This is a genomic window from Williamsia sp. Y721 (assembly GCF_059683565.1).
On sequence record NZ_JCASNH010000002.1, the window covers coordinates 861,613 to 884,851 of the forward strand.

The following is a 23,239-nucleotide window of genomic DNA, read 5'->3' on the forward strand; positions in this document are numbered from 1 at the left end:
AGCGACCGATGTGTACGCAACTGCTGACTTCGCGGAATGTTGACGACAACCGGCGTAGTTGTAGAGGGCATGACGGAACTCTCAGGCAAGGCCGCAACTCTGCTCGAACTCCATCAACCAGGAAACCCGGTGATCCTGCCGACGGTGTGGGACGCGTGGTCGGCCAACCTGGCCGTATCCGCGGGATTCACCGCACTGACCGTTGGCAGCCATCCGGTGTCGGATTCGATCGGCAAACCCGACAACGAGGGCATCACCTTCACCGAACTGACCACCCGCATCAAACAGATCACCGACGCGGTCGACGTGCCGATCTCCGTGGACATCGAAGCCGGCTACGGCGAAGACCCGAAACGGCTGATCGACGGACTGATCACCGCAGGCGCGGTGGGACTCAACATCGAGGACACCGTCCACAGCGAGGGTGGCCGTCTGCGGGAAGCGCAGGAACACGCAGACTTCGTGGGCGCCCTGCGCGCGGCGTCCGATGCCACCGACGTCCATGTGGTTATCAACGCCCGGACCGATCTGTTCCTCAAACAGGTCGGCGACGAGGCCGACCGCGTCGACCGGGCGATCGCCCGCCTGAAACTGGCCGCCGACGCCGGCGCCGACGTGCTCTACCCGGTTGGCTTCCACGAGGACGCGGTGCAGAAACGGCTCGTCGACGAATTGCCACTGCCGGTCAACGCCATCGGGCATCCGGTGAACAACAACAAGGCCGCCTTCGCTGCGCTCGGGGTCGCGCGGGTCAGTTTCGGTCCGCTGTTCCAGATGGTCCTGGCCGTGCGGGCCGACGAAGTCCTCGCGCCCTGGAAGTGATCGGGCGCGGTCGACGGTGATTCGGGCCCGCTCGGCGGGCTTTGCGACACCGTCGGCTGCGAGTGATTCATGACAGCGGTGGCAAAGTGTGGGTGTGGAACTGACACTGGTCTTCGTCCTGGCAGTCATCGCAATCGTGGGCGTAGCGGTGTTTTCGGGACGGCTGGGTGTCGCGGCACCGTTGTTGCTGGTGATCGTCGGGGTCGGCCTGAGTTTTCTGCCCGGGGTTCCGGACGTCGAGATTTCACCAGAACTCATTTTGGCGGGTGTGCTGCCGCCGCTGTTGTACGCGGCAGCGGTCAACATGCCGGCCCAGGATTTCCGGCGGAACTTCAAACCGATCACGGCGCTCGCGGTCCTGCTGGTCGTCGTCACCACGCTGGGGACGGGTTGGTTCTTCCACGCCCTGATTCCTGACCTGGGTTGGCCCGCGGCCTTTGCCCTCGGCGCGGTGATCAGCCCGACCGACGCGGTCGCGGCAACCTCGATCGGTAAGAAGTTGGGGCTGCCCTCGCGAGTGGTCGCGGTCCTCGAAGGTGAGGGATTGGTCAACGACGCCTCGGCGCTGGTGTTGTTGCGGTCCGCGGTGGCAGCGCTCGGCGGCACGGTGACGCTCTGGGGTGTGGCCGGCGATTTCGTGTTGGCCGTGGTGATTGCCGTGGCGATCGGGGTGGTTGTCGGCTACGTCAATGTCCGCGTCCGCGGTCTGCTCGACGACCCGATCCTGACCACCGCCATCTCGTTGGTCGTGCCGTTCATCGCCTACTTACCCGCCGAAGAGGCCGGGGCCTCGGGTGTGTTGGCCGTCGTGGTCGCGGGGTTGGTCACGGGCCATCGGGCATCGCAGCATCTGGGTGCACAGGACCGGCTCACGGAGGCGGTCAACTGGCGCACGCTCGCCTTCCTGCTGGAGGGCGCGGTGTTCCTGCTGATGGGGCTCGAGCTCAAGAAATCGATCGAAGATGTCCAGGACAGCTCGTTCAGCACCTGGCACGCGGTCGGCCTCGGACTGCTCGCCGCGGCCATCGTGATCCTGCTGCGGATCGCCTTCGTGGCACCGATGGTCGCGCTGTTGCGCCGCGACACCAAGCGCGCTCACGAGTCGATCCCACGCCTGGACAAAATGCAGGCCAGGCTCGACGCCCACGAACCCGATGACGCGTTCACCGAACGACGGCTGCGCCACATGCAGACCCGGATGACGCGGGTCTCGGCCGACGTCGCCTTCAAACTCAACGAGACCCTCGGATGGCGAGGCGGTGTGGTGCTCGGCTGGGCGGGTATGCGCGGCGCCATCACCGTTGCCGCCGCACAGACGCTGCCGTCGGACACCCCGCACCGTCCGCAGCTGATCCTGATCGCCTTCGTGGTTGCCGGCACAACGCTTCTGCTGCAAGGTTTCACACTGCCTGCGGTGATCCGGATGGCGAAGGTCGCGCCCGATGATCAGGACCGGCTGCGCGGTGAATACGAACAGCTGGTCGCCGAGCTGAGGGAGGCCGCCGCCGATGCACTGCGTGATCCGGCAGTGATCGGCACCGGTGAAGACAGGGTGTCAGAGACAGTCATCGACATGGTTCGCAACGACAGCATCATCGGACGGGGGCGCGTCCAGAGTGACACCGAGGTCGAACAACGCGGACGTGACGAGTACTTCCGGGTTCGCATGGCGGTGCTCGTTGCCGAACGAAAGGCGCTGCTCAGAGTCCGCAATCTGGGGTTGTGCAGCTCGCAGGCACTGAACCATGCTCAGCATCTGCTCGACCTCGAAGAAGCACGGCTCGAACAACTGAACATCGAGGAGTCCGACTGACCTCGGCCGGGTTGCTGGCATTGAAGGGCTCAATAGTATTGGTGGACAATATAATGCGTCGTGCAAGATGGAGGATGTGGTCGCTCGGTTGCTGAGATGGCTTTCATCTCAACCGATCACGACGCGTTTGATCCGATCGTCATCGGGTCCCGCGCTGCCCCGACCGTCGGTGTTGTTGGTGAGAAACCACAGGGAACCGTCGGGCGCCACCGCCACATCGCGGAGTCGGCCGAACTCGTCGACGTACAACTCTTCGGCCGTGGACGGAGCAGCAACCGGAATCGCACGCAGCCGTTCACCTTTCAAGTTGGCGACGTAAATCGTGTCCCCTGCGATGGTCATGCCACTGGGGCTGGCGTCGTCGGGCCGCCATTGCTGAACCGGATCGGTGTAGACGCTGTCCCCGACCTGTTCACCGACGCCCTCGACCTGGGGCCAGCCGTAATTGCCGCCGGGTCGGATGATGTTGAGTTCGTCCCACGCGTCCTGCCCGTACTCGACCGAGAACATGGTGCCATCGTCAGACCACGCCAACCCCTGTACATTTCGGTGCCCGAGCGACCACACCGGACTCCCTGCGGTCGGGTTGTCGGCCGGCACCGTGCCGTCGGGGTTCAGGCGCAGGATCTTGCCCGCCAGGCTCGACGGATCCTGGGCACTGGGCCGGTCCTGCGCATCGCCGGTGGTGATGTAGAGCTTGCCGTCCGGGCCGAACGCGATGCGTCCGCCGTTGTGGGTACGCCCACCCGGGATCCCGACCAGGACGTCGGTGGGTTCACCGAACCCGAGACCGCCCGCCGATCCGGTCAGCGGGTACCTCACCACGCGGTTGTCGCCGTCGCTGCCGGTGAAGTAGACGTACAGGTCGCCGTCGTTGGCCGCCAACCCGAGCAGGCCGCCTTCACCGGCGGGCGCGACGTCGCGGACGGTCCCGACCACGCGGGTGCCATCGCCGACGATCTCGAGGATGTCGCCGGTGTCGCGTTCACTGATCAGCGCAGCACCTCGGGTGAACACGATCGACCACGGTGCGTCGAGGCCGGTCACGACGTCTTCGGGCGTGCCCGGGTATCCGATCTGGGTCGACGTCTGGGCTGACGTCGTCGACGATGGGCTCGGGGGTGCGGTGTCTGCGCTCTCGCCGCTGCACGACGCGATCAAACTCGCCCCGGCAACGGACATGAGTACTCGGACGGTTGTGCGCACGACGACCTCCCGGAAGATCAGTAGCTGGCGTTCGGATCGACCAGTGCCAGCATGTTGTCGCCGCCGGCAGCGAACCGGCGCAGGTTCTCCGCCACCCAGGGTGCCAGGGTCCGGGTCAGGCCCGACGACGGGTTCGCCACGTGTGGCGTGATGATCACGTTCGGCAGATCCCACAGCGGATGGTCGACGGCGGGTGGTTCCGGATCGGTGACGTCGAGGGCCGCGCCTGCGATCTCACCGGTGTTCAGAGCGGTGTACAGGGCGGTTTCGTCGACGAGGGGTCCCCGTGCGACGTTCACGATCCAGGCGTGTGACGGCAACGCGGCGAGGGTGGTCGCGTTGATCATGTGCCGGGTCTCGTCGGTCGATGGCGCGGCCAGGACCACGTGATCGCACCGCGACCACACCTCGTCGAGGCGGCTGGACGGCAGCGTGTCGATCGCCCCGTCAACCGGTCGCCCGGAGTGGTTGACGGCCAGCACATCTGCGCCGCAGGCCCGCAGGCGTGGGATCAGCGAGCGGGCGATTCCACCGGCACCGATGATGGCCACGGTGGAACCGTGCAGCGAACGGACCGCGGTGTCGATTGCGTCTTTGTCCCAATGTCGCTGCACCGCAACGTTGATCTGACGGAGTCCGGCCAACAGCAACGCCAGGGCGTGTTCGGCGACGTTCTCGGCATAAAAACCCGAGGCATTGGTCCAGATGCGTTTGTCGTCGAGAAGGCCTGCGTTCAGGAATGATTCGATCCCGGCCAGTCGCAGTTGCACCCACTCGATGTGGTCGGGCAGGGGCGAGGGGAAGCCGTCGACATTGCCGGTCCAGACCAGAGCGCGGGCATCGGCGAGGTCGACGATCTCGCCGCCTGCCGAGGTGATCGCCTGTGCCAGATGCTGATCGTGGTCGGGGATCAGGGCGACCGGAACGGGTTCGGTACTCATCATCCTTCTTTCAGCTTGCGGGCAGCGCTCGTGGCGAGTTCATCGGCGATCTCGTTGTAGTGGTCGCCGGAATGGCCTTTGACCCATCTCCACTCGACCTCGTGCCTGTCACATTGTGCGATCAGTTCACGCCACAATTCACTGTTCTTCACCGGCTTCTTGTCTTTGGTCAGCCAGCCGTTGGACTGCCACCCCGACGCCCACTTCATGATTCCGTTGCGGACGTAAGTGCTGTCGGTATACAGAATCACCGTCGACGGTTTCTTCACAGCCTCGAGCCCCTTGATGGCTGCGGTCAACTCCATCTTGTTGTTGGTGGTGTCGGGCTCGGAGCCGGAGATCTGCTTCTCGTGTTCCTTGTAGCGCAGGACCGCACCCCATCCGCCCGGTCCCGGATTGCCCAGGCAGGCGCCGTCGGTCGAGATCTCGACGGGAGTTGTCATGGTGTGATCGTCTCTGACATGGCAGAAAGGCTACCGTCGGCGTAGCACTACTCAACGCAGGAGGTTGGCCGTGGCGGTGTTCGACGTTCGTGCTCTCGAGGTACCTATCGTGGGGGCTCCGATGGCGGGTGGCCCGAGTACTCCGCAGCTGGCGGCAGCTGTCACCGAGGCCGGTGGGCTCGGCTTCCTCGCCGGAGCGTTGCTGACGGCGGACAAGCTCGCCGACGACATCGCAGTGGCGCGCTCGCTGACATCCGGACCTCTCGCGGTGAACCTGTTCGTCCCACAGCCGAACGTCGGTAAGCCCGCGGAGATCGCTGCCTACGCGGAGGAACTCGGGGCGTTGGCCCGGCACTTCGGCGTCGACCTCGGCGAGCCCAAATACACCGATGACGACTACGCGCAGAAGGTCGAGGTGCTCCTCGACCTGCGGCCCGAGGTGGTGTCGTTCACGTTCGGCTGTGCCGACGTCGACGACATCAAACGATTTGCAGACGCCGGGGTGGCCACCCTCGGGACGGTGACAACGCAGGCCGAGGCGCAAGAGGCCGTCGCCCGAGGTGTCGACGGTCTGGTGGCGCAGGGTCCGGGGGCAGGCGGCCATCGCGGCACCTTTGATCCGTTGGCGCGGCCGTCCACCGATTCGCTGGAAACACTGGTGGTCGCGGCCCGGGCGATCAGCGATGTGGTGGTCGCGGCCGGCGGTATCAGCACGCCTGAGGCTGCCGCGGTGATGCTCGGTCTCGGTGCGGTCGCTTCGCAGGTCGGCACGGCGCTGCTGCTCAGCGATGAAGCCGGAACCAACCCGGTCTCACGGGCCGCGCTGCGCGATCCGCAGTTCACCGCAACCGCTGTGACCCGCGCATTCTCCGGGCGATATGCGCGCGGCCTCCGCAACCGGTTCATGCAGAATCACGAACAGACCGCGCCCCTGGCGTATCCCCAGGTCCACTATCTGACCGGGCCTCTGCGTAAGGCCGCGGTCCGGGCCGGTGATCCGCACGCGACAAATCACTGGGCGGGTACCGGTTTTCGGGACATCCGCCCGGGTTCGGCCGCCGACATCGTTGCAGATTTTGCTGGTCGTTGACTATTGCCCGTCAATGGAGCCCGCGGTTCCGCCGAGGGCGTGGCCACGGTTGATCTCGTGGCCGTGCTCGCCGGCTTCGTAGACCGCGGCCTGTTTGCGCAGTTCCTCGGTCTCACCGATCGGTTCTGCGTCTTCGAAGGGGAACGTCATCAAGGCCTCGCTTCGATTGGAGTGCTGCCTCCACGCTAGTCGCGGAACCGTTTGATCGCATGGAGGTACCGGATCGCCCGTCGGTGTGCCGGTACCGCGCAGGTCAACGCTCTTGAGCAGTATGCCGTCGCATTCCCATCCCGCGAGACACCGCAAACGACGCGCACAGGATCAGGATCACCTCGACCACTACGACGATCCACGTCGAGGTGACGGTGGAGAAACCCAACCACCACGCGCTGAACACCCCGGCCGCTGTCGCGAGAATCGCACCGACAGGGAGCACAACTGCCGTCGCGCGCGTCGTCGGCTTCGTACCCGGAGCACCGATAGCCCCTAGCGAGAAGTGCACGGCAGCGAGCGCGAGGGCATACGCGAACATTCCGGTGACCGCGTAGAGCTCGAGGGGTGAGAGACCACCGGGTGGCTCAGCTCCGGTCGTCAAAGGGATGAGCGCGGGCAGTAGACCGACGGTGCATCCGAGAAGCCCCGCCAGCACGGTGAGGCCGACGCGAGTACCCGCATCCACCCGGACGCCGACCAGGTGCAGCACCGCACCGGTGACGAACCCGATCACCGCACCCACCGCACCCGCCGTCACGTAGCGCTGGGATTCCGAGGTGATGTGATCATCGGGAAAGGACGTGGCCCCGATGAAATCCACCACGTACCCGCTACCGCCGCCCGGACTCGACAGCCCCTGGTACAGCGCCGCCCCCAGTAACGCGACCAGACCACCCACGACCGTCAGTGCAAAACACAGTCTCCCCATGGGCCATATCCTGTCACTGGTTTCGAACCCAACGCTGCACGATGAGAGATCAGGTCCGGGCCGGACTTTCGTCCTGGACGCGGTGGGTCCGCACCCACGGATAGGTCATCAGGGCCCACACGATGAGGATCAGGATGGTCGCGGTCAGCACATACAGCGGCCAGGGTCCCAGCACGTCCAGCAGGGTCGCCGTGTCGGGTTTCCGGTTGAGGAATCCGTAGTTGGTGCCTGCGATGCGGTTGAAGGTGAACGTTGTCACCGCCCAAGCCGCTGTGACCAGGACCGCGATCCGGTAACTGCGCCACTGTGGCCGCATCCGCAGACCCCAGGTGAGATAGATCGCGGCCCAGACGACGAGAAGGTGGATCCCCCAGAACGTGAGGAACTCGTAGTGGGGGAAGTCCGGGCCGGTCAGGACCGGTGAGATCAACGCCTGCGCGCTCAGCACCAGCCCCCAGTAGTAGGTGAGGGCGAAAGCCCAAAGTGCCTGCGACCACAGCGCGTACGCCGCCGCCACCGTCGCGAGGTCGGTCAGACGCAGCGGCACAGACCCGTCGATGCTAGGCGGGAACAACGAATAGATCAGCGCCGCACCGTAGATCGCGGCGGTCGTAACGGCCAGGGCGCGGCGTAGCCGCCGCGCCTGCGCATCGCTCTGTCGGCGCCCGAGCCAGACGAGCAATGCGGCGACCGCGACGAACAGTGCGACCACTGCCCAGTACGACGGGCCGTAGGCCGCGAACTCCCTTTGTGCGGTGAACAATCGATCACCTCCGCCGTTGTCGTCCTCCGACCCCGCACCGGCTTTCGCCACCCACTCAGTGCGGAGTGATCTCGATCAGTATTGCGGTACCGTCCACAGATAGTGTCCGTTCGCTGTGATGGATGAGGAGGCAGTCGTCCGGGTGTGCGACGAGATCGCCCGCCGAGATGCTTCCGGTGATCACGAACATTCCGGTGATCACGGCGGGATCGGTGGTGAAAGGCCGGCGGCCGTGACCGGGCAGTGGCGACACGGCGATGTCGGTGGAGTCATGCTGCGCCATCACGTTGAGTGCCCGCGTGTGTCCACGCGGATGGCACTGCGGCGCACTGTCGTGAGCGAACCGATAGGGCGTCAGTGGATCGACTTGGACGGTTGATCCCGAAAAGTCCAGCATCACACCGTGTTCGCCGATGACGGTGAAGATGCGGTCGAATCCTTCGAACACCGAGAACGTGGTCGCCGCGCCGGGCAGATCGGCGACACTGATACGCCAGATCGGTGTACCCGAGGCGTCGGCCAGAAGCGCGATCTCCTCTGTGATTCCAGCCCCGTTCTTCCAGGGCACCTGGACGCGATCGGTTGACTGAACGAGCATGATTGCCATTGGCTGACACCGGCTTTCTGATTCTCGAGTTGTTGGCGTGTATGAATATTCGGCCGTCCCGCGTCAGGTGGGGCGCAGCAGTGGCGGGTGAAGCAAGGCGGCGCCGCCGACGGTGTAGAGCGCGGCGGGGCGCCCACCGTCGCGGCCGGTCATGGCTCCGGTCGCCCGGACGAAATCCGGGGCGCCGGTCACCTTGCGATGGAAATTGCGGGGATCGAGTGTTCGGCCCCAGACGGTCTCGTACACCCGGCGCAGTTCGGCGACGGTGAACTCGGGCTCACAGAATGTCGTGGCCAGTGGGGTGTATTCCAGCTTCGACCGGGCGCGTTCGACACCGTCGGCGAGGATCTCGTTGTGGTCGAACGCCAATGACGCTCTGCCGCCTGATGTTGTGTCACCGAGAATTGTTTCGACCGGGTGCAGGGCTGCGTTGGCAGCGTCGGATCCGGCCACCGGTGCCGGCGTGTGCGGCGTCAGTGCCAGGTATGCGGTGCTGATGACCCGGCCGCGGGGGTCGCGGTCCGGGCGACCGTACGTGGCGAGTTGTTCGAGGTGGACGCCGTCGCGTCCCACTCCGGTTTCCTCGGCCAGTTCCCGGTAGGCGGCGTCGGGTAGGTCTTCGTCGTCGTGGATGAATCCGCCGGGCAACGCCCACTCGCCGATGTGCGGATCGATGCCGCGGCGGACCAGCAATGCGCACAGCCGGCCATCGTGAATGGTCAGGACCACGAGGTCGACGCTGGCCGCGGCGTTGAACCAGAAGTCGGAAGCCATGCGCCCATACTAATCGTCATCTTGACGATTAGCGACCAATGGGATTATCGTCAATCTGACGACAACAACAGATCGTCGAGAACGAGCAACAGAGGAAGGCCGGGTCATGGCTGACATCAAACGAGCAATGTTCCTGCGTCACATGCGGTGCGCGCCGAACATGTACATCGAGCACACGGCAAAGGCGAAGCTGGTGCACTCGGGGCTGGCTCAGGCGTTCTGGTTCCGGCCGCTGAACGCGTCGGTCAGTGAGGTCCCGGTCGATGACCAGCAACTCCCGCTGTTGTTCCACGCTCGCACCGTGGACTTCCAGGACCTGACCGTCCAGGCCACCGTCACCTACCGGATCGTCGATCCGCACACCGCTGCCGGTCGTATCGACTTCGGAATCGATCCCGACGAGGGGGTGTGGCGGGCCAGGCCGCTGGATCAGCTGGCCGGCCTGCTCACCGAATCGGCTCAGCAGCACGCGCTGGACCTGCTGGCAGGCACGCCGTTGCGACAGGCCCTGGCCGACGGTGTGACGCCGGTGCGCGAACGCGTCGCGGCCGGGTTACTCGCCGACCGGAGACTGGCCGAGACCGGACTGGAGGTCGTCGATGTCCGGGTGGTCGCCCTGCGGTCAGAGGCGGAGATGGAACGGGCGCTGCAGACCCCACTGCGGGAACAGGTGCAGCAGGAAGCCGACCGGGCCACCTATGAACGACGTGCGGTGGCGGTGGAACGGGAGCGCACGATCACGGAGAACGAGCTGCAGAGCCAGATCGAACTCGCTCGCCGCGAGGAACAATTGGTGGACCAACAGGGACGCAATGCCCGCAAGCGGTCAACGGAGGAGGTCGCCGCAGAGAAGATCCGCGCGGAGGCCGACGCGCAACGTCAGGAGTTGCTGGCACAGACCCAAGCAGAAGCGACCCGGGTGGTCGGCATGGCGCAGGCCGAGGTGGATGCCGCAGCGCTGACGCCGTACCGCGACCTGGATCAAGCCATCGTCCTGGGCCTGGCTCTGAAGGAACTGGCCGCCAACCTGCCGGAGATCGGAACGCTGAACCTGACGCCCGATGTGCTGACACAGGTCCTCGGTCGGTTTGCCGCCGAACGCAATTGACAACGCACCTACCCGCGAAAGGAAAGAACGATGGCACTGGCACCACGGGCGGTGGTCGTATACCGCCGCACCGAACTCGACGAACTGCTCGCCAAGCACGGCACCCGTGGCCAGGCCGCGTTCTTCCTCAACTCCCGCGGACGCAACATCGCCGGAGTGCAGGCCCGCCACGATGCGGTCCAACTCGCCCGCACCCGGGTGGACGCGGCGATACCGGTGGACTGGCGCCGCGGGATGGTTGAGCGAACCGACCTGAGTCGCTTCGTCTTCGGTGAAGAAGATGTTGTTGTGGTGGTCGGTCAGGACGGGCTGGTGGCCAACGTTGCGAAGTACCTCGACGGTCAGCCGGTGATCGGGGTGAATGCCGAACCGACTATGAATCCCGGTGTGCTGGTGAATCATCGAAGCCAGGATGTCGCGGAGCTGCTGCGCCGGCCGGAGGCGCTCGAGCGCGTAACGCGGTGCACCATGGTCGAGGCCGAACTCGACGATGGTCAGGTGTTGCGGGCACTGAACGAGATCTACATCGGACACCCAACCCACCAATCGGCCCGCTACCGCATCGAACTCGGCACGGCCCGCGAACGGCAGTCATCTTCCGGGGTGCTGGTGGGCACCGGGACCGGGGCCACGGGGTGGTGCCAATCGGTGTGGCTCGAACGTCGCAGCAGGCTGGTTCTGCCGACCCGGCCGGCGCCGGCCCTGTGCTGGTTCGTCCGCGAGGCCTGGCCGTCACCGGCCACCGGCACCGACCTCACCGAGGGGTTACTCGACGACGGTGAGGAACTCGGGATCGTTGCCGAATCCGATCTGGTGGTGTTCGGAGACGGCATCGAATCCGATGCTCTGACGGTCTCCTGGGGCCAGCGGGTCACCGTGCGGCGAGCGAGGGCGTCGCTGCGGCTGGTGAATTGATTGTCGGCGACGCTGCGTGCGTGCATGGCGCAGTTGGTAATCGCGATTGAATGAGGGATACTGCGAACTGCGTTATGCGTTGCCAGGTCTTCGCTACGGAGTTGTTGTGCAAGCGTTGAGATCTTCTCCCGCTCACTCCGGCATAGTCTCCGAAACTGGGCTCTGCCTGCTACCCGGGCGGTCTCGGCATCTATTCCTAGCCGCGCCGCAACCGCGGTGCCCAAATCGTCCGGTGTGGGAGCGGCGAGGGCCATATCGACAAACTCATGATATTCGCTTGAACCTATTCCAGAACCTCGAGCTGGGGGAGTTGGCTGGCAATTCCGGGTCCTCGCTCTCATTGCGGTGTAGTTGACGTTATTATCCGACACTGGCGAAATATGTTGTAAAACAGATACTTTCGACATCAATATTGGAACGTACCTTGAAAACGGCATCCGGGGGCGGCGCCCGATCGCTCACGCTACGGGTCGGTGTCGTTCACTGGTGTCTTCTGGCACTCCACCGTCGACGACGCCCACGCGGCTGGGATTCGGTGGCGGCAGCGGCTCACTATTCTCAGCTTTCCTCGGGCGGCGGAACCTTCCTGAGCATTGCCGCTTCCAGTTGGCCACTCTCAGGGTCAATCACCAGGCTCCAGTGCCCGCCGAGTATCTGCACGAATCCCCAGTGACACAGGCCTTCTTGTGCGGTTGCTGCGAGGTAGTCCTCGACACCGACCCTTATCTCGTTCGCTGTCTGGTCAAGGCTTTCCGCACTGTCGTGCAGGCCTGCGCGTGTCATCTCCACGATAACCGCGTAGGGGCGGGTGAATGTCGGGAGCTCGGCAGCGAACTGGGCGAGCGCAGGTGTTGACCGGTTGGTCTCGCTGAGCGCGACCAGTTCATCGAGATGCAGGGTCACCACGTGCGGCGGCGGCGGTGGGAACCCCCGGAAGATGCCGTCCGCGTCCACTGAGTCTGCAAATGAGCGAAAATCCATGTTCGAGATAGATAGATTGTTTTCCACCGACGGCATCTTGGCCGGGACGACACGGAAGGTTCGGCCGGGTTCGTGGCCGTATTCGGGACGCCCGGCATCGATGGCGAGGATGGGCATCTCGGTATGGGTCATCGAGACCGAGTCGGCGATGAACGCGTAGTAGGGCGGTTCCTCTCCGATACGAGCAACCAGTTCAGCAGCGGTGAGACCCTGGTTGTCGCGGTTGTCGACACAGGTGAGCCCCGCCTGGAACAACGAGTAGTCGTCGGAACCGCTGTCCACGGGATCGATAGCAGCAAGCGCAACGGCCCGCCACCTCGCGTCGTCACTGAAATCCGTACGCACAAGCAGCGAAACATTGCCATTGCCGTGCAAGTAGTCGTCGAGGTTCCTGCCGGTACCGAGAAGTTCGACGATGGCGGCTTCTGTAGTTTTGGCGTGGCGGGCCGCGACAGCATCTCGGATCCGTTCGACCGGCCCCGGTGGCTCGGGCAGCGCCAGTGAGCCGAGGATACGGTCGGCGTCCCCGTCGGAGATCTCGGAATAGGAGCGCAGTTCGACTGTCCACGGACCGACCTGCGATCGGGCGCGCGGGGCGTAGAACTCCATCGAGAAGTCCACGGTGGGCTCGCCGACCTCGGTCAGCCACCGCCGGATGGCGAATTGGGTAGAGCCGACTGTCACCGAGACGTCGAGCGCACCCGAGAGTGGGTCGCCGTTGGCCGGCGATGCGTGGATCTGTGTCGGAGCCCAACCAATGGTTGTCCGGGGCATCGCCGCGACCTCACGCATCTTCTGCTCGTAGTCGAGTTGGTGTTGCGATGCGATTTGCTCCCCAGATTCGATGGTCGGGCCGTCCCAGGTGAAGAGCGCGGCGTCGAACTCCTCGTCGAGGACGGGATCAGACATCTCGACCCACTGCGGGCCCTGACTCCACAGGAGTGTGACGCCGAGTTCTTTGTCGATGACCACCCGGATCGGTGTCCCGCCATGCAAATACTCGAAATGCAATTCCCATCCTGGCCTGCCACGAACCGCGGCATCGGTGACACCGCTGGGTTCACCGACCTGCGGCTGGATCATTGGGTCGGGCGCAGGCCACAGTCGATGCGCGGTGAACAGCATATGGGGGGACAGGCCGATCGTCGCGACCGCGCGGTTCGGCGACTTCGAGGTGTGCACGGCGACACCGTCGTCGCCGAAGCGGTACTCGTCGGATTCGTTTTCGATGTAAGACGGTGTCCCGTCGGCGTTCTCGATCCGCCACGACATCGGCGGAGCAAACCATACGCGAGTCGTTTCGCCGTCGCTGGAATGCACCGCTGCGCGTTGCGTTCGGCCGATCGTGCTGTAGGTCAGTCCTCTGATTTGTGGCCATGATGTCATGCCCGTCAAAGTATCTGCCGTTCTGAGAGGTGGCTAGACCCCGCTTTTGAGCACCCCAATGCTGGTGTCACCAAGACTGGGTTCTTTTCAAACGCACCAAGTGAGTTGCGACCCGCGATACCCGCATCAGACCCCGACCGAGGTGCCTGCACCACACCCGACGTAGATGATCACTGGCATCCCCGTGAATCACTCGGCCGTCTTTGCGGTGGTTCATTAAGAGCGGCATAGGGATCGGAGATCAGTGACCACTTGATATGCGCGGGTGGGGGGTACAAGGTGCACTATCGTCGAGAAATGAACTTTCACCGCGTCGTCGCCATTGCGCTGTTGACCGTCACCATCGCAGTATCGGCAGGCTTGGCGCCCGCCGCAGTGTCCGCGGCCCCAGCGTCACACGCAACACTGCAGACATCGATCACCCTGCAAGTACCCGGCCTGGTGTGGGGAATCGGTGGCGCCGGGATCGCGCATCCGCGAGTGTTCTATGGCCACGGCGAGATTTACCCGTACCCCGTTGGTTACGGATACCGCTATCACTGGCGCAACCTGACCACCGGATCCGCCGGCACCATCTACGACTACCCACACCGCCGGAACACGATCCGCACCGGCGCCGGTCAAATCCTCGTCACCGGTGAGTATTTCCCGCAGCCCAACATTTACGCCAACACTCCCGCCGCTGGCACTTTTTACGTCAACCCATAAACGACGGCTCGGGCCCGCGGTTGCGGTCTGGTTGATTGCCTCAAATTCTATTGGGTGAGGCGTTCGATCTGCGCTGCGGCGCTTGCGGTGGTAGGTCCGTTCGATCCAGCTGACGATCGCCAGCCGCAATTGCTCGCGGTGGACCAGCGTTGCCGATCGAGGACGTTCTTCTGAAGAAGAGTGAAAACGACTCCATGGCCGCGTCGTGTCGCAAAATACAGGACCGAAATTGTCGATATCGCCAAGTTACCAAACACTTCCGGCTGTGGTCGAACGATTTGGGTACGCAAGGGTCTCGACAGCCGAGCAACCAGCTCAGTTGCGAGCGACGCACCGACGGTTGCGGGGTGTGTGTGCCGGTTCTTCAGGAGGTATGAGCCGGTACGAGTTTGGGGATCAAACGGACGAAGATGACCATCCCGACCACTTCGACGAGGGTCTGGGTGACGACAACAACGGCGGCCACCTCGAATCCGGCAGGCAATGCCAGCGCCAGTGGCATCACCACCAGTGAGTTGCGGGTGGCCCCGCTGAACACCACCGAGCGTCGACCGGCGGTGTCGAGTGAGAACAGCGCGGCCACCAGTGCCCCGGCACCGGCCATGACGATCAGGAAGGCCACGTAAACCGGAACCACGGCAACAACATTCCTGTAGTTGCCGTCGAGTTTGGGCAGCTGGGAGCCGACGACCGAGAACAGCACCACCGCCATCAGCGGGACCATGGTGGCGGTGGCCGCGACTTCGAGTCGCCGAATGATCGGTGTGCGCCCCGCCGACCACTGGGTGATCCAGGCCAGTGCCAGCGGGATGACGATCAGGAACAGGAAGGCCTGGGCAAACGGCCGGAACTCGACCGCGTCGGTGAGATCCGATCCCATGAAAAGCCGTAGGTAGAGCGGCAGTAGCGCCATCTGGAGCAACAGCAGGAGCGGTGTGGCCGCTATCAACCGCCGGCGGCTACCGCCGGCCAGACCCGCGAACACGATGACGTAGTCGACGCACGGGCACAGCAGGACCAGTAGAACACCCACGCGCACAGCCTGTTCGGAGGGCAAGAAGGTGAACAGGGCGCCGACCACGACGGGTACCACCGCAAAGTTCACCACCAGTAGGGCGGCGACGAAGCGGTGGTCGCGTAGTGCACGTCCGAGGTCGGTGGCCGGAACCTGAAGGAAGGTCACGTACAGCAGGGCGCCCAGGGCCGGGTTGATGACGGTGGACAGTGCAGAACCGGATCCCGGTGCCGCCCAGGCCACTGCCGCACCGGCGGCGATGGCGCCGAGGTAGATGGCGACCTGATGCCGATCCAGCTGACCGAGAAGTCTCGATGATGACTCGGACAACTCGTCGACTCCCGTGCTCGGCATGTGGCAGCGATACTTCAGTGGACGCCTTCTCGTGCCATCTTCGCAGACCAACCTGTGATCCTATGGCGACCGCTGTCTTCGACGCGCACCCTCCGCTCATCGCGGCGCGCGGCACCGTTCACCTGGTGTTAACGCCAATAGCTGTAATCGGCTCGAATAACGTCCCCGATATGCGAAATGGGCTGCCGCCAAGCGATAATTGGACACATGGCCAAAGCACACGACAACCTCGATGACCAGCCCGCGGACATCCTGGGCTTCGCGCGCCGGTGGTATCCCTTTGGCGGTGGATCAGCCGAGGACATCCTTGTGGAGTTCGGTATCACCGAGCACGAGTACTTCCGACGACTCGGTGCGGTGCTCGACACACAATCATTCGATCCGGGCGACGACGAGATCGACGCGATCCGGGTGATCGTCGCAGCGCGGCTGAACCCCGAGACCCACTAGCGTCGGGCCACACCGCGTCGGGCGGTCCGGGTCAGAGTGCTCGCGCGATGATCGTCTTCATGATCTCGTTGGTGCCGCCGTAAATCCGCTGCACCCGTGCGTCTTCGTACATCCGGCCGATCAGGTACTCGCGCATGTAGCCGTAGCCCCCGTGGAGCTGCACGCAGCGGTCGACGACCTCGCAATGCCGGTCGGTGAGCCAGTACTTGGCCATGGCGGCGGTCGTCGGATCGAGTTCTCCGCGCAGGTGCTGCTCGACGCAATGGTCGAAAAAGACCTGGCTGGTGAGTGCGATCGTCTGGCATTCCGCCAGTTCGAAGGCGGTGTTCTGGAACTCGAAGATGCTGTGACCGAAAGCCTGTCGTTCCTTGGTGTAGCGGACTGTCTCTTCGAGCGCGCGTTTCATCGCTCCGGCCGACTGGGCGGCGATGATGAGTCGTTCCTGTCCGAGCTGGGTCATGAGCTGTGCAAAGCCCTGACCCTCCTTGTCGCCCAGCAGGTTTGCCACCGGTACCCGCACATCGGTGAACGACAGTTCGGAAGTGTCGGCACCGTGCTGGCCGACCTTGTCCAGGACGCGTCCGACGACGAAACCGTCGCAGTCGCGGGTGTCGACCAGGACCAATGACACACCCTTCGCGCCGGCCTTGGGATCTGTCTTGACCGCCAGGACGATCACGTCGGCCGTGGAACCGTTGGTGATGAAGGTCTTCGATCCGTTGATCACATAGCTGTCGCCGTCACGGATGGCGGTGGTGGTGATCGCCTTGAGGTCGGAGCCGGTGCCCGGCTCGGTCATCCCGAGTGCGCCGAGCAGCTCGCCCCGTGCCATCTCGGGCAGCCAGGCACGCTTCTGCTCTTCGCTGCCGTACTCGTTGATGTAGTGGGCGACGATCCCGCTGTGGATGCTCAACCCCATCGCGAAGTCGCCGGCGTAGCCCTGGGCCTCGAGTACCGCGAAGTCGTGGGCGAACGTGCCGCCACCGCCGCCGTACTCCTCCGGGATCGAGCACAGCAGCAGGCCGAGTTCGCCGGCCTTGCGCCACACATCGCGATCGACGCGGCGCTGGTTGTCCCAACGCTCCGCGTGGGCCATGACCTCCCGCTCGAAGAATCCGCGAGCGAGATCGGAGACGGCCTGAACCTCGTCGTCATACCAGGACGGTGTGTGGTTGATCATCGTTGTTCTTTCTGCGGTGAAATAAGCGGAGTGTGTGGCAGCCCGCGGTCGGCAGCGACGACACTACCCGCCGCGCGCGATCACCCCCGGTGGCGGGTGGTCGGCCTGTGAAAGTTCTTGTGTTGCACGCAATCAACGCCGGTAATCGGTGGCCGTGAGGCGGTTGTGGCGGGTGGTGCAATCGATCGCCTGCGCAGTATCGCAGATGTCGCATTTGATGTCACCGGTTGCGTTCAGTGAGGTCGCCGACCGGGCGTTCCCGCGACGATGAGTATTAGCCTGGCGGTCAGGGGAGGGGTTCGAACACATTCAATTGATGAGAGGCCTCATGAGTATCGAGTCAGTCCCAGCCACCGTCGACGTTGCCTGGCTGCGCGCCCATCTCGGCGATCCAGATCTCGTCGTGGTCGATTCCACAACGCATCTACCGATCCCGAAAGATGGTCCCTACGTACCGGAGTCGGGTCAGCAGACCTACAACGCCGAGCACATCCCCGGAGCGCTGTTCGCTGATCTGCTCACCGCGTTTGCCGACCCCGCCAGTGACCAGGCGTGGACCGTGCCGAGTTCGGAGCAGTTCGCCGAGGCCGCCGGAGCGCTGGGCATCGGCACCGGCGCGACGGTGGTCGTCTACGACCAGTCGCAGGGATTTTGGGCAACCCGGTTGTGGTGGCACCTGCGCCTCGAAGGTTTTGACAACGTCACCGTGCTCGATGGTGGTCTGGCGGCATGGAAGGCGGCCGGACACGACACCACCGACGCCCTGTCGGTCCCGACACCGCGCACCTTCGTCCCGAATCGGCGCCCTGAACTGCTTCGTTCCACCGATGACGTGTTCGCGGCGATCGACGACGAGTCGACCATCATCGTCAACGTCCTCGACGAGGCCACCTACCGCGGTGAGACCACGAACTACGCCCGCAACGGGCACATCCCGGGCAGCATCAACCTGCCAGTTTTCAACGTCCTGGACGTGGAGAACGGTGGCTTCAAGCCGGTCGAAGAGTTGAAGGCAATCCTCGACGAGGCGGGTGTGCTCGACACCGACAAGAAGGTGATCACCTACTGCGGTGGCGGGATCGCGGCCACCGGGGTCGCCCATGCGCTGGCGCAGGCAGGCCGCCTCGACGTCGCCATCTATGACGGATCGATGACCGCGTGGGCCGCCAACCCGGACCTGCCGCTGGTCCAGGGTTCGTCACTGCGCTGATCGAGACGCCGGGGGGTCACGGCAACGGGTAAGTCAGCGAACGACCAAGACGGAGCATTCGGCGTGGTGGATGAGGCTCTGGCTGACCGAACCGAGAACGGCGCCTGCCATTTTGCCGTGACCCCGGCTTCCGACCACCACCAACTGCGCCTCCTGCGACAACATCTTGAGGCCCTTGGCCGGGCCGCTGTCGGTGTAGACCTTGTGGATGTGCGCGCCGGGGAACTCCTTGCGCAGGGGTGCGAGGAGTTCGTCCATCTTCTCTTCCTGATTGGACTTCAACAGGTTCATCAGATTCCAGTCGACCGGGCCTTCGCCATATCCGAGTCCGATCGCGGCACCGGTTTCCCACATGTGAGCCACCGTCACCGGTGCGCCCAGGGTGTCGGCGACATAGAACGCCGCACGCATGGCCCGGATGGAATTCTCGGATTCGTCGACGCCCACCACCACCGGCAACGGTTTGCCGGTGCGGGTGGCCTCGGATTCGCGCCAGACCAGTACGGGGCAGTTCGCCTGATTGACGATCCGGATGACGTGGCCACCGAGCACCAGATCGCTCGCGGCGTTGTGCCAGTGCGCGCCGACAACGATCAAGCGCGCGGTCTCCGAGCTCTCGGCAAAGACGGTTGGCACGGATTCATTGACGATCCGGCGGTCGATCGTCAATTCGGGGTGGCGTTCACGGACGACGCTCTCGGCATCGTCGAGCTTCTTGTTGCCGTCGGCGGCGAGTTCTTCGGCCAGTGACTCCGGGCTGAACACCATCGCGTTCGCGAAATACCACTCGAGCCGGGGGATGGCGTGAAGCAACTGCAGTGGAGATCCGCTGCGGGCGGCAAAATCCGCTGCCCACCGTGCGGCGCCCAGGGAGCCCTCTGAACCATCGATCCCGACAACTACCGGTGCGCTGCTTGCCTCGGCGTTCATCCCACGTCCTCGTCTCTCGCGTCACTGCCGCACCACTGTCGTTCGGGTGCCCGGTTCGGTTCGAACTCTATGCCGGGGTGCGCGAGGTATCAATGAACGGCGGTCGAGCAGCATATCCAGGGAGTGCGACACCCTGGCTCACCGCCGATGCCGCGCCTAAGGTGAACGCAGTGAACAAACAGGGAGAACTCGGGGCCTACCTGCAGGCCCGACGCGCCGCGGTGACCCCCGCAGACGTGGGGATGCCGGGGTCGACCGGACACCGGCGGGTGGCCGGGCTCCGTCGCGAAGAGATCGCCACGCTCGCCGGGGTAAGTGCGGACTACTACGCGCGTCTGGAACAGGGGCGCGAGAGACATCCGTCGGCGGCCGTGCTGAATGCGTTGGCCAGAGCGCTCCGGCTCGACAACGGTGGGAGAGAACACCTTTTCCGGCTTGCCGATGTCGCCTTTCATCCAAGCCCGGTGTCCAGACGCGCACGGCCGTCACCAAAACTGCAGATCATGCTCGATGCCTGGACCGACACACCGGCGATGATCATCAACGACAGACTCGACGTCCTGGCCTCCAATGCACTTGCCGACGAGCTGTATTCGCCGTTCGAGAGTTTCGACAACGTGGCGTTGATGGTGTTCCTCGATCCGGCCGCTCCGACGTTCTTTGCCCGGTGGCATCTTTCGGCCGAGACCTGTGCGGCCAACTTGCGAACGGTGATCGGCAGAGACGGATCCGACGCAGAGCTTCGGGATCTGCTGGAACAGCTGCTCGCCAACACCGAGTTCCGTAGGTACTGGAAGCGACATGAGGTCCGGGGTAAGACGTCGGAGTCCAAACACTTCGTGCACCCGGATGCCGGTGAATTCAGCCTGGATGTCCAGGTGTTCGACATCCGGGAAGCACCTGGGCAGCAACTGATCGTCTATACCGCGGACCCCGGTACCCCGGCCCGCGACGCCCTTCGTCTTCTGGGTGCCCTGGCCGCGACCCGTTCGCAGGCAGCCGAACCCGGATCCCGTCGCAGCTGACCGAGTCCGACCGCTGTCTCAGGCTAGGTGTGCTACTCCTCGGGTCGATAAGTCCTGGTACGCAGATGATTCCGCGACCATCATGGTAATCGGAATCAAAAATCCGTACGAGACAGGGACTTAACTGATGGACAAGATCGTTCTCATCACCGGCGCTTCCAGCGGAATCGGCGAGGCAACCGCACTGCACCTGGCCGAACAGGGCTGCACCGTTGTGCTGGGTGCCCGACGGATCGACCGCCTGCACACACTCGTCGAACGGATCGAGGCATCCGGCGGCAGAGCCGCCGCGCACACCCTGGATGTGACCGACCGCGGTGACGTTCAGACTTTCGTTGAGGCAGCCCACGCCGAATACGGTCGGGTGGACGTGCTGGTCAACAACGCCGGAGTGATGCCGTTGTCTCCCTTGAGCTCCGGCAAGGTCAACGAGTGGGAACGAATGATCGATGTGAACGTGCGCGGGCTGCTGTATGGCATCAACGCGGTGCTTCCGGTGTTCACCGAGCAGCGCAGCGGGCATGTGGTGACCATTGCTTCGGTTGGTGCTCATCAGGTATCGCCCACCGCGGCTGTCTACTGCGGGACCAAGTATGCCGCCTGGGCCATCACAGAAGGTCTTCGGCAGGAGAGCGAACCGTGGCTCCGGGTATCCACGATCACCCCGGGCGTGGTCGAATCCGAGTTAGCCTCGACGATCACCGACAAAGGCGCACAGGAGGCGATGGCGGTATACCGGGCCAACACCATTGCGCCGTCGGCCATCGCCCGCGCGATCGGGTTTGTCATCGACCAGCCTGACGATGTCGATGTCAACGAAATCGTGGTGCGTCCGGCCGCGCAGCGGTAAGGCGAATCGCGGTCTGGGTGTTTAACCCGCACGGCGTGCGCAACGCGTTGTCTTGCAGAGGATTTGTCTCGCCTGGGCCCCAAGTCCATTACTCGAACAAACATTCGACACAGTGCTATTTCCGAGGTACTCTGGTTGAAAGCGTTCGATCAGATGTGCTGGGGGGCATGATGACTGACGATCCGTCTGATGAGGTTCCGATTGATCCTTCTTCGGTTCCGGTGTTGGTGCGCAAGTATCTCGAGTTGGAGTTGCTGCTTGCCGATATCAACGATTGCTCGTCGGCGGATATGTCTGACTCAGAAGTCAATGAGCTTGTGCGGGTGCATGAACGGGTCGCCCGCAAGCTTGAGTTCACCGGGTTACGTCACCTGTTGCGGGTTTCGGATCGGTCATCGTTTACCGAAGCGGGGTACTCGTCGCTGTTCGGTTTCACGCGTAGCGAGTTGCGGCTGACCAAAGGCCAAACCATGTCGCGGATTCGTGGGCTGGAGGCTGTGGGCCGGTTTCACACGATGCAGGGTGAGGAGTTGGCGCCGAAATGCCCTGCCGCTGAGCATGCCTGGTCCCAAGGCCTGATTGGCGCCTCACATATGGATGTGATGCTGGATGTGCGCAAACACATTCCCTCAGCTGCCGATCCGGCGGTGTATGACGTGGTCGATCACTGGATGACCGAAGAAGCCGTCGGCCAGGATCCGACCCAGTTGGCTGCGGCTGGCAGGCAAGTGCTGGCCCGGGTCGATCCCGATGGCCGGCTGACCGATGATTCAGATCGGGCACGTAAACGTTCGGTGAGTTTGGGTGATCAGGGTGTGGATCTGATGGCGAAAATCTCCGGCACCCTCGATCCGGAAACCCTGGCCTTGTTGCGGACGGTGATGGATGTGTGGGCGGCGCCGGGGATGAATAATCCGGCCGATCCGAACTCGCCGACCGGGGCCTCCGATGATCCGAAACAGGATGCAGAGTTGATGAAGGCTGCGGCCGAGCGTGATACCCGCTCGAAGGGCCAACAGTGTCACGACGCGCTCAAGGCGATCCTGAAAACGATTTTGGAGTGCAACCTGCTCGGCAAGTCGCATCGGGGGTTGCCGGCGCAGTTGATCATCACGATGACCAAAGAACAACTCGACGATTGTGCGGGGATCGCGAAGACGGCCTCAGGAGTGGACATTCCGGTCAAAGATGCCCTTCACCTGGCGGCCCGTTCGGACAAGTATTTGGCGGTGTTCGCCAACCACAGCGCCGAGGTGCTGTATTTCGCCCGGGCCAAACGCACCGCGCAGAAGGGTCAACGGTTGGCGATATTTGCCAGAGACCGAGGCTGCTCGCACCCCGGCTGCACCAATCCGGCGACCTGGGTAGAGATCCACCACCTCATTGCCTGGATCAACGGTGGTTTGACCGATATCGATCTGATGGGCTCAGCGTGCCCGCCGCACCACAAGTTGGTGGGCGATGGTCCGGGCCAGTGGCAGACCATCATGATCACCGAAGGCCCCGACAAAGGCCGAGTCGGCTGGATACCCCCGGCAAGTGTGGATCCAGAACGAAAACCGCGAGTCAACCGTGCCCAGCATGTCAACGAAACCTTCGCAGCGGCCTGGCAAAAAGTCCTCGCCGACCGCCGGGCGGTGTTGGCTGAAAAACTGACGGAACTGACCGGAGCTGAAGCTCGGACACCGCCGGAACCGGACATCGACAATCCCGATCAGATCGAATGACCGCTGGTTCGAGCAGGTT

23 protein-coding genes and 1 pseudogene are annotated in these 23,239 nt (G+C 63.9%); 11 read left to right on the plus strand and 13 right to left on the minus strand.

Annotated features, from left to right (window positions below; all coding sequences use genetic code 11):
- Positions 1-69 precede the first annotated feature (69 nt).
- Positions 70-822: an isocitrate lyase/phosphoenolpyruvate mutase family protein gene (locus tag AC56PL_RS12795; protein WP_495514050.1), complete on the plus strand. Its 753-nt coding sequence runs from the start codon at positions 70-72 to the stop codon at positions 820-822.
- A gap of 94 nt (positions 823-916) precedes the next feature.
- Positions 917-2,635 (plus strand): cation:proton antiporter, encoded by a 1,719-nt coding sequence (locus tag AC56PL_RS12800; RefSeq protein WP_497154048.1) that lies wholly within the window; start codon positions 917-919, stop codon positions 2,633-2,635.
- A 108-nt stretch (positions 2,636-2,743) separates the two neighbouring features.
- Here the strand turns inward: AC56PL_RS12800 and AC56PL_RS12805 are convergent, their stop codons facing one another.
- Genes AC56PL_RS12805 through rnhA form a run of 3 tightly spaced genes read right to left on the minus strand, consistent with a single transcriptional unit; the run spans position 2,744 to position 5,225 of the window.
- A complete protein-coding gene (locus AC56PL_RS12805; protein ID WP_497154302.1) occupies positions 2,744-3,817 on the minus strand; it encodes a PQQ-dependent sugar dehydrogenase in 1,074 nt (357 codons plus the stop codon).
- 41 nt (positions 3,818-3,858) lie between these two features.
- On the minus strand, positions 3,859-4,782 hold the full coding sequence (locus tag AC56PL_RS12810) for a D-isomer specific 2-hydroxyacid dehydrogenase family protein (RefSeq protein WP_497154049.1): 924 nt from the start codon (positions 4,780-4,782) through the stop codon (positions 3,859-3,861).
- Positions 4,782-5,225: a ribonuclease HI gene (gene rnhA / locus AC56PL_RS12815; protein ID WP_482136346.1), complete on the minus strand. Its 444-nt coding sequence runs from the start codon at positions 5,223-5,225 to the stop codon at positions 4,782-4,784. The genes AC56PL_RS12810 and rnhA overlap by 1 nt, the downstream gene beginning before the upstream one ends.
- A gap of 70 nt (positions 5,226-5,295) precedes the next feature.
- On the opposite strand from rnhA, the gene AC56PL_RS12820 reads away from it, so the two are divergent.
- Positions 5,296-6,315 (plus strand): nitronate monooxygenase, encoded by a 1,020-nt coding sequence (locus AC56PL_RS12820; RefSeq protein WP_497154050.1) that lies wholly within the window; start codon positions 5,296-5,298, stop codon positions 6,313-6,315.
- Here the strand turns inward: AC56PL_RS12820 and AC56PL_RS12825 are convergent, their stop codons facing one another.
- The 5 genes from AC56PL_RS12825 to AC56PL_RS12845 all read right to left on the minus strand — a co-directional run bounded on the left by AC56PL_RS12825 (position 6,316) and on the right by AC56PL_RS12845 (position 9,381).
- On the minus strand, positions 6,316-6,465 hold the full coding sequence (locus AC56PL_RS12825; protein ID WP_482136344.1) for a hypothetical protein: 150 nt from the start codon (positions 6,463-6,465) through the stop codon (positions 6,316-6,318).
- Between the two features lie 103 nt (positions 6,466-6,568).
- Positions 6,569-7,237, minus strand: coding sequence for a hypothetical protein (locus AC56PL_RS12830; protein ID WP_497154051.1), 669 nt, complete (start codon positions 7,235-7,237; stop codon positions 6,569-6,571).
- Positions 7,238-7,286: 49 nt separating this feature from the next.
- A complete protein-coding gene (locus tag AC56PL_RS12835) occupies positions 7,287-8,000 on the minus strand; it encodes a YwaF family protein (RefSeq protein WP_497154303.1) in 714 nt (237 codons plus the stop codon).
- 55 nt (positions 8,001-8,055) lie between these two features.
- On the minus strand, positions 8,056-8,598 hold the full coding sequence (locus AC56PL_RS12840; RefSeq protein WP_497154052.1) for a HutD family protein: 543 nt from the start codon (positions 8,596-8,598) through the stop codon (positions 8,056-8,058).
- A gap of 72 nt (positions 8,599-8,670) precedes the next feature.
- Entirely contained in the window at positions 8,671-9,381 is a 711-nt protein-coding gene (locus AC56PL_RS12845; RefSeq protein ID WP_497154053.1) for an NUDIX hydrolase, read from the minus strand.
- Between the two features lie 106 nt (positions 9,382-9,487).
- Here AC56PL_RS12845 and AC56PL_RS12850 point away from each other — a divergent pair, with 106 nt between their 5' ends.
- Together AC56PL_RS12850 and AC56PL_RS12855 are read left to right on the plus strand one after the other, a co-directional pair.
- A complete protein-coding gene (locus AC56PL_RS12850) occupies positions 9,488-10,489 on the plus strand; it encodes an SPFH domain-containing protein (RefSeq protein WP_495514057.1) in 1,002 nt (333 codons plus the stop codon).
- A 30-nt stretch (positions 10,490-10,519) separates the two neighbouring features.
- Positions 10,520-11,404 (plus strand): diacylglycerol kinase catalytic domain-containing protein, encoded by an 885-nt coding sequence (locus AC56PL_RS12855; RefSeq protein ID WP_497154054.1) that lies wholly within the window; start codon positions 10,520-10,522, stop codon positions 11,402-11,404.
- 558 nt (positions 11,405-11,962) lie between these two features.
- Here AC56PL_RS12855 and AC56PL_RS12860 read toward each other — a convergent pair.
- Complete coding sequence (locus tag AC56PL_RS12860; protein ID WP_497154055.1) at positions 11,963-13,771, minus strand: DUF6924 domain-containing protein; 1,809 nt, start codon at positions 13,769-13,771, stop codon at positions 11,963-11,965.
- Between the two features lie 297 nt (positions 13,772-14,068).
- On the opposite strand from AC56PL_RS12860, the gene AC56PL_RS12865 reads away from it, so the two are divergent.
- Positions 14,069-14,479 (plus strand): hypothetical protein, encoded by a 411-nt coding sequence (locus tag AC56PL_RS12865; protein WP_497154056.1) that lies wholly within the window; start codon positions 14,069-14,071, stop codon positions 14,477-14,479.
- 21 nt (positions 14,480-14,500) lie between these two features.
- Here the strand turns inward: AC56PL_RS12865 and AC56PL_RS12870 are convergent.
- Together AC56PL_RS12870 and AC56PL_RS12875 are read right to left on the minus strand one after the other, a co-directional pair.
- Positions 14,501-14,664: pseudogene (locus AC56PL_RS12870) on the minus strand (IS3 family transposase); the annotation flags it as partial.
- A gap of 179 nt (positions 14,665-14,843) precedes the next feature.
- The gene (locus tag AC56PL_RS12875) at positions 14,844-15,848 is read right to left on the minus strand and encodes a bile acid:sodium symporter (RefSeq protein WP_497154057.1); all 1,005 of its coding nucleotides are present in this window, start codon (positions 15,846-15,848) and stop codon (positions 14,844-14,846) included.
- Between the two features lie 207 nt (positions 15,849-16,055).
- Here AC56PL_RS12875 and AC56PL_RS12880 point away from each other — a divergent pair, with 207 nt between their 5' ends.
- Complete coding sequence (locus AC56PL_RS12880; protein ID WP_497154058.1) at positions 16,056-16,298, plus strand: DUF3263 domain-containing protein; 243 nt, start codon at positions 16,056-16,058, stop codon at positions 16,296-16,298.
- Between the two features lie 31 nt (positions 16,299-16,329).
- Here AC56PL_RS12880 and AC56PL_RS12885 read toward each other — a convergent pair whose 3' ends face one another.
- Complete coding sequence (locus tag AC56PL_RS12885; protein ID WP_495514063.1) at positions 16,330-17,478, minus strand: acyl-CoA dehydrogenase family protein; 1,149 nt, start codon at positions 17,476-17,478, stop codon at positions 16,330-16,332.
- Positions 17,479-17,806: 328 nt separating this feature from the next.
- On the opposite strand from AC56PL_RS12885, the gene AC56PL_RS12890 reads away from it, so the two are divergent.
- Complete coding sequence (locus AC56PL_RS12890) at positions 17,807-18,688, plus strand: sulfurtransferase (protein WP_497154059.1); 882 nt, start codon at positions 17,807-17,809, stop codon at positions 18,686-18,688.
- A 33-nt stretch (positions 18,689-18,721) separates the two neighbouring features.
- On the opposite strand, the gene AC56PL_RS12895 is transcribed toward AC56PL_RS12890, so the two are convergent.
- Positions 18,722-19,618: a universal stress protein gene (locus tag AC56PL_RS12895; protein WP_497154060.1), complete on the minus strand. Its 897-nt coding sequence runs from the start codon at positions 19,616-19,618 to the stop codon at positions 18,722-18,724.
- A gap of 170 nt (positions 19,619-19,788) precedes the next feature.
- Between AC56PL_RS12895 and AC56PL_RS12900 the strand changes: the two genes are divergently transcribed.
- From AC56PL_RS12900 to AC56PL_RS12910, 3 genes are all read left to right on the plus strand, one after another.
- Positions 19,789-20,643, plus strand: a complete 855-nt coding sequence (locus AC56PL_RS12900; RefSeq protein WP_497154061.1) for a helix-turn-helix transcriptional regulator — start codon at positions 19,789-19,791, stop codon at positions 20,641-20,643.
- Positions 20,644-20,770: 127 nt separating this feature from the next.
- The gene (locus AC56PL_RS12905) at positions 20,771-21,493 is read left to right on the plus strand and encodes an SDR family oxidoreductase (protein ID WP_497154062.1); all 723 of its coding nucleotides are present in this window, start codon (positions 20,771-20,773) and stop codon (positions 21,491-21,493) included.
- A 35-nt stretch (positions 21,494-21,528) separates the two neighbouring features.
- Positions 21,529-23,220, plus strand: a complete 1,692-nt coding sequence (locus tag AC56PL_RS12910; RefSeq protein ID WP_497154063.1) for an HNH endonuclease signature motif containing protein — start codon at positions 21,529-21,531, stop codon at positions 23,218-23,220.
- Positions 23,221-23,239 lie beyond the last annotated feature (19 nt).

Excerpts from the sequence above, each read along its gene's own strand:
- AC56PL_RS12890 (WP_497154059.1), top strand. The coding sequence starts at position 17,807 with ATGAGTATCGAGTCAGTCCCAGCCACCGTCGACGTTGCCTGGCTGCGC.
- AC56PL_RS12905 (WP_497154062.1), top strand. The coding sequence starts at position 20,771 with ATGGACAAGATCGTTCTCATCACCGGCGCTTCCAGCGGAATCGGCGAG.
- AC56PL_RS12805 (WP_497154302.1), bottom strand. The coding sequence starts at position 3,817 with ATGTCCGTTGCCGGGGCGAGTTTGATCGCGTCGTGCAGCGGCGAGAGC.
- AC56PL_RS12845 (WP_497154053.1), bottom strand. The coding sequence starts at position 9,381 with ATGGCTTCCGACTTCTGGTTCAACGCCGCGGCCAGCGTCGACCTCGTG.
- AC56PL_RS12825 (WP_482136344.1), bottom strand. The coding sequence starts at position 6,465 with ATGACGTTCCCCTTCGAAGACGCAGAACCGATCGGTGAGACCGAGGAA.
- AC56PL_RS12885 (WP_495514063.1), bottom strand. The coding sequence starts at position 17,478 with ATGATCAACCACACACCGTCCTGGTATGACGACGAGGTTCAGGCCGTC.
- AC56PL_RS12855 (WP_497154054.1), top strand. The coding sequence starts at position 10,520 with ATGGCACTGGCACCACGGGCGGTGGTCGTATACCGCCGCACCGAACTC.
- AC56PL_RS12875 (WP_497154057.1), bottom strand. The coding sequence starts at position 15,848 with ATGCCGAGCACGGGAGTCGACGAGTTGTCCGAGTCATCATCGAGACTT.
- AC56PL_RS12795 (WP_495514050.1), top strand. The coding sequence starts at position 70 with ATGACGGAACTCTCAGGCAAGGCCGCAACTCTGCTCGAACTCCATCAA.
- AC56PL_RS12850 (WP_495514057.1), top strand. The coding sequence starts at position 9,488 with ATGGCTGACATCAAACGAGCAATGTTCCTGCGTCACATGCGGTGCGCG.
- AC56PL_RS12880 (WP_497154058.1), top strand. The coding sequence starts at position 16,056 with ATGGCCAAAGCACACGACAACCTCGATGACCAGCCCGCGGACATCCTG.
- AC56PL_RS12865 (WP_497154056.1), top strand. The coding sequence starts at position 14,069 with ATGAACTTTCACCGCGTCGTCGCCATTGCGCTGTTGACCGTCACCATC.
- AC56PL_RS12895 (WP_497154060.1), bottom strand. The coding sequence starts at position 19,618 with ATGAACGCCGAGGCAAGCAGCGCACCGGTAGTTGTCGGGATCGATGGT.
- AC56PL_RS12810 (WP_497154049.1), bottom strand. The coding sequence starts at position 4,782 with ATGAGTACCGAACCCGTTCCGGTCGCCCTGATCCCCGACCACGATCAG.
- AC56PL_RS12860 (WP_497154055.1), bottom strand. The coding sequence starts at position 13,771 with ATGACATCATGGCCACAAATCAGAGGACTGACCTACAGCACGATCGGC.
- AC56PL_RS12840 (WP_497154052.1), bottom strand. The coding sequence starts at position 8,598 with ATGCTCGTTCAGTCAACCGATCGCGTCCAGGTGCCCTGGAAGAACGGG.
- rnhA (WP_482136346.1), bottom strand. The coding sequence starts at position 5,225 with ATGACAACTCCCGTCGAGATCTCGACCGACGGCGCCTGCCTGGGCAAT.
- AC56PL_RS12830 (WP_497154051.1), bottom strand. The coding sequence starts at position 7,237 with ATGGGGAGACTGTGTTTTGCACTGACGGTCGTGGGTGGTCTGGTCGCG.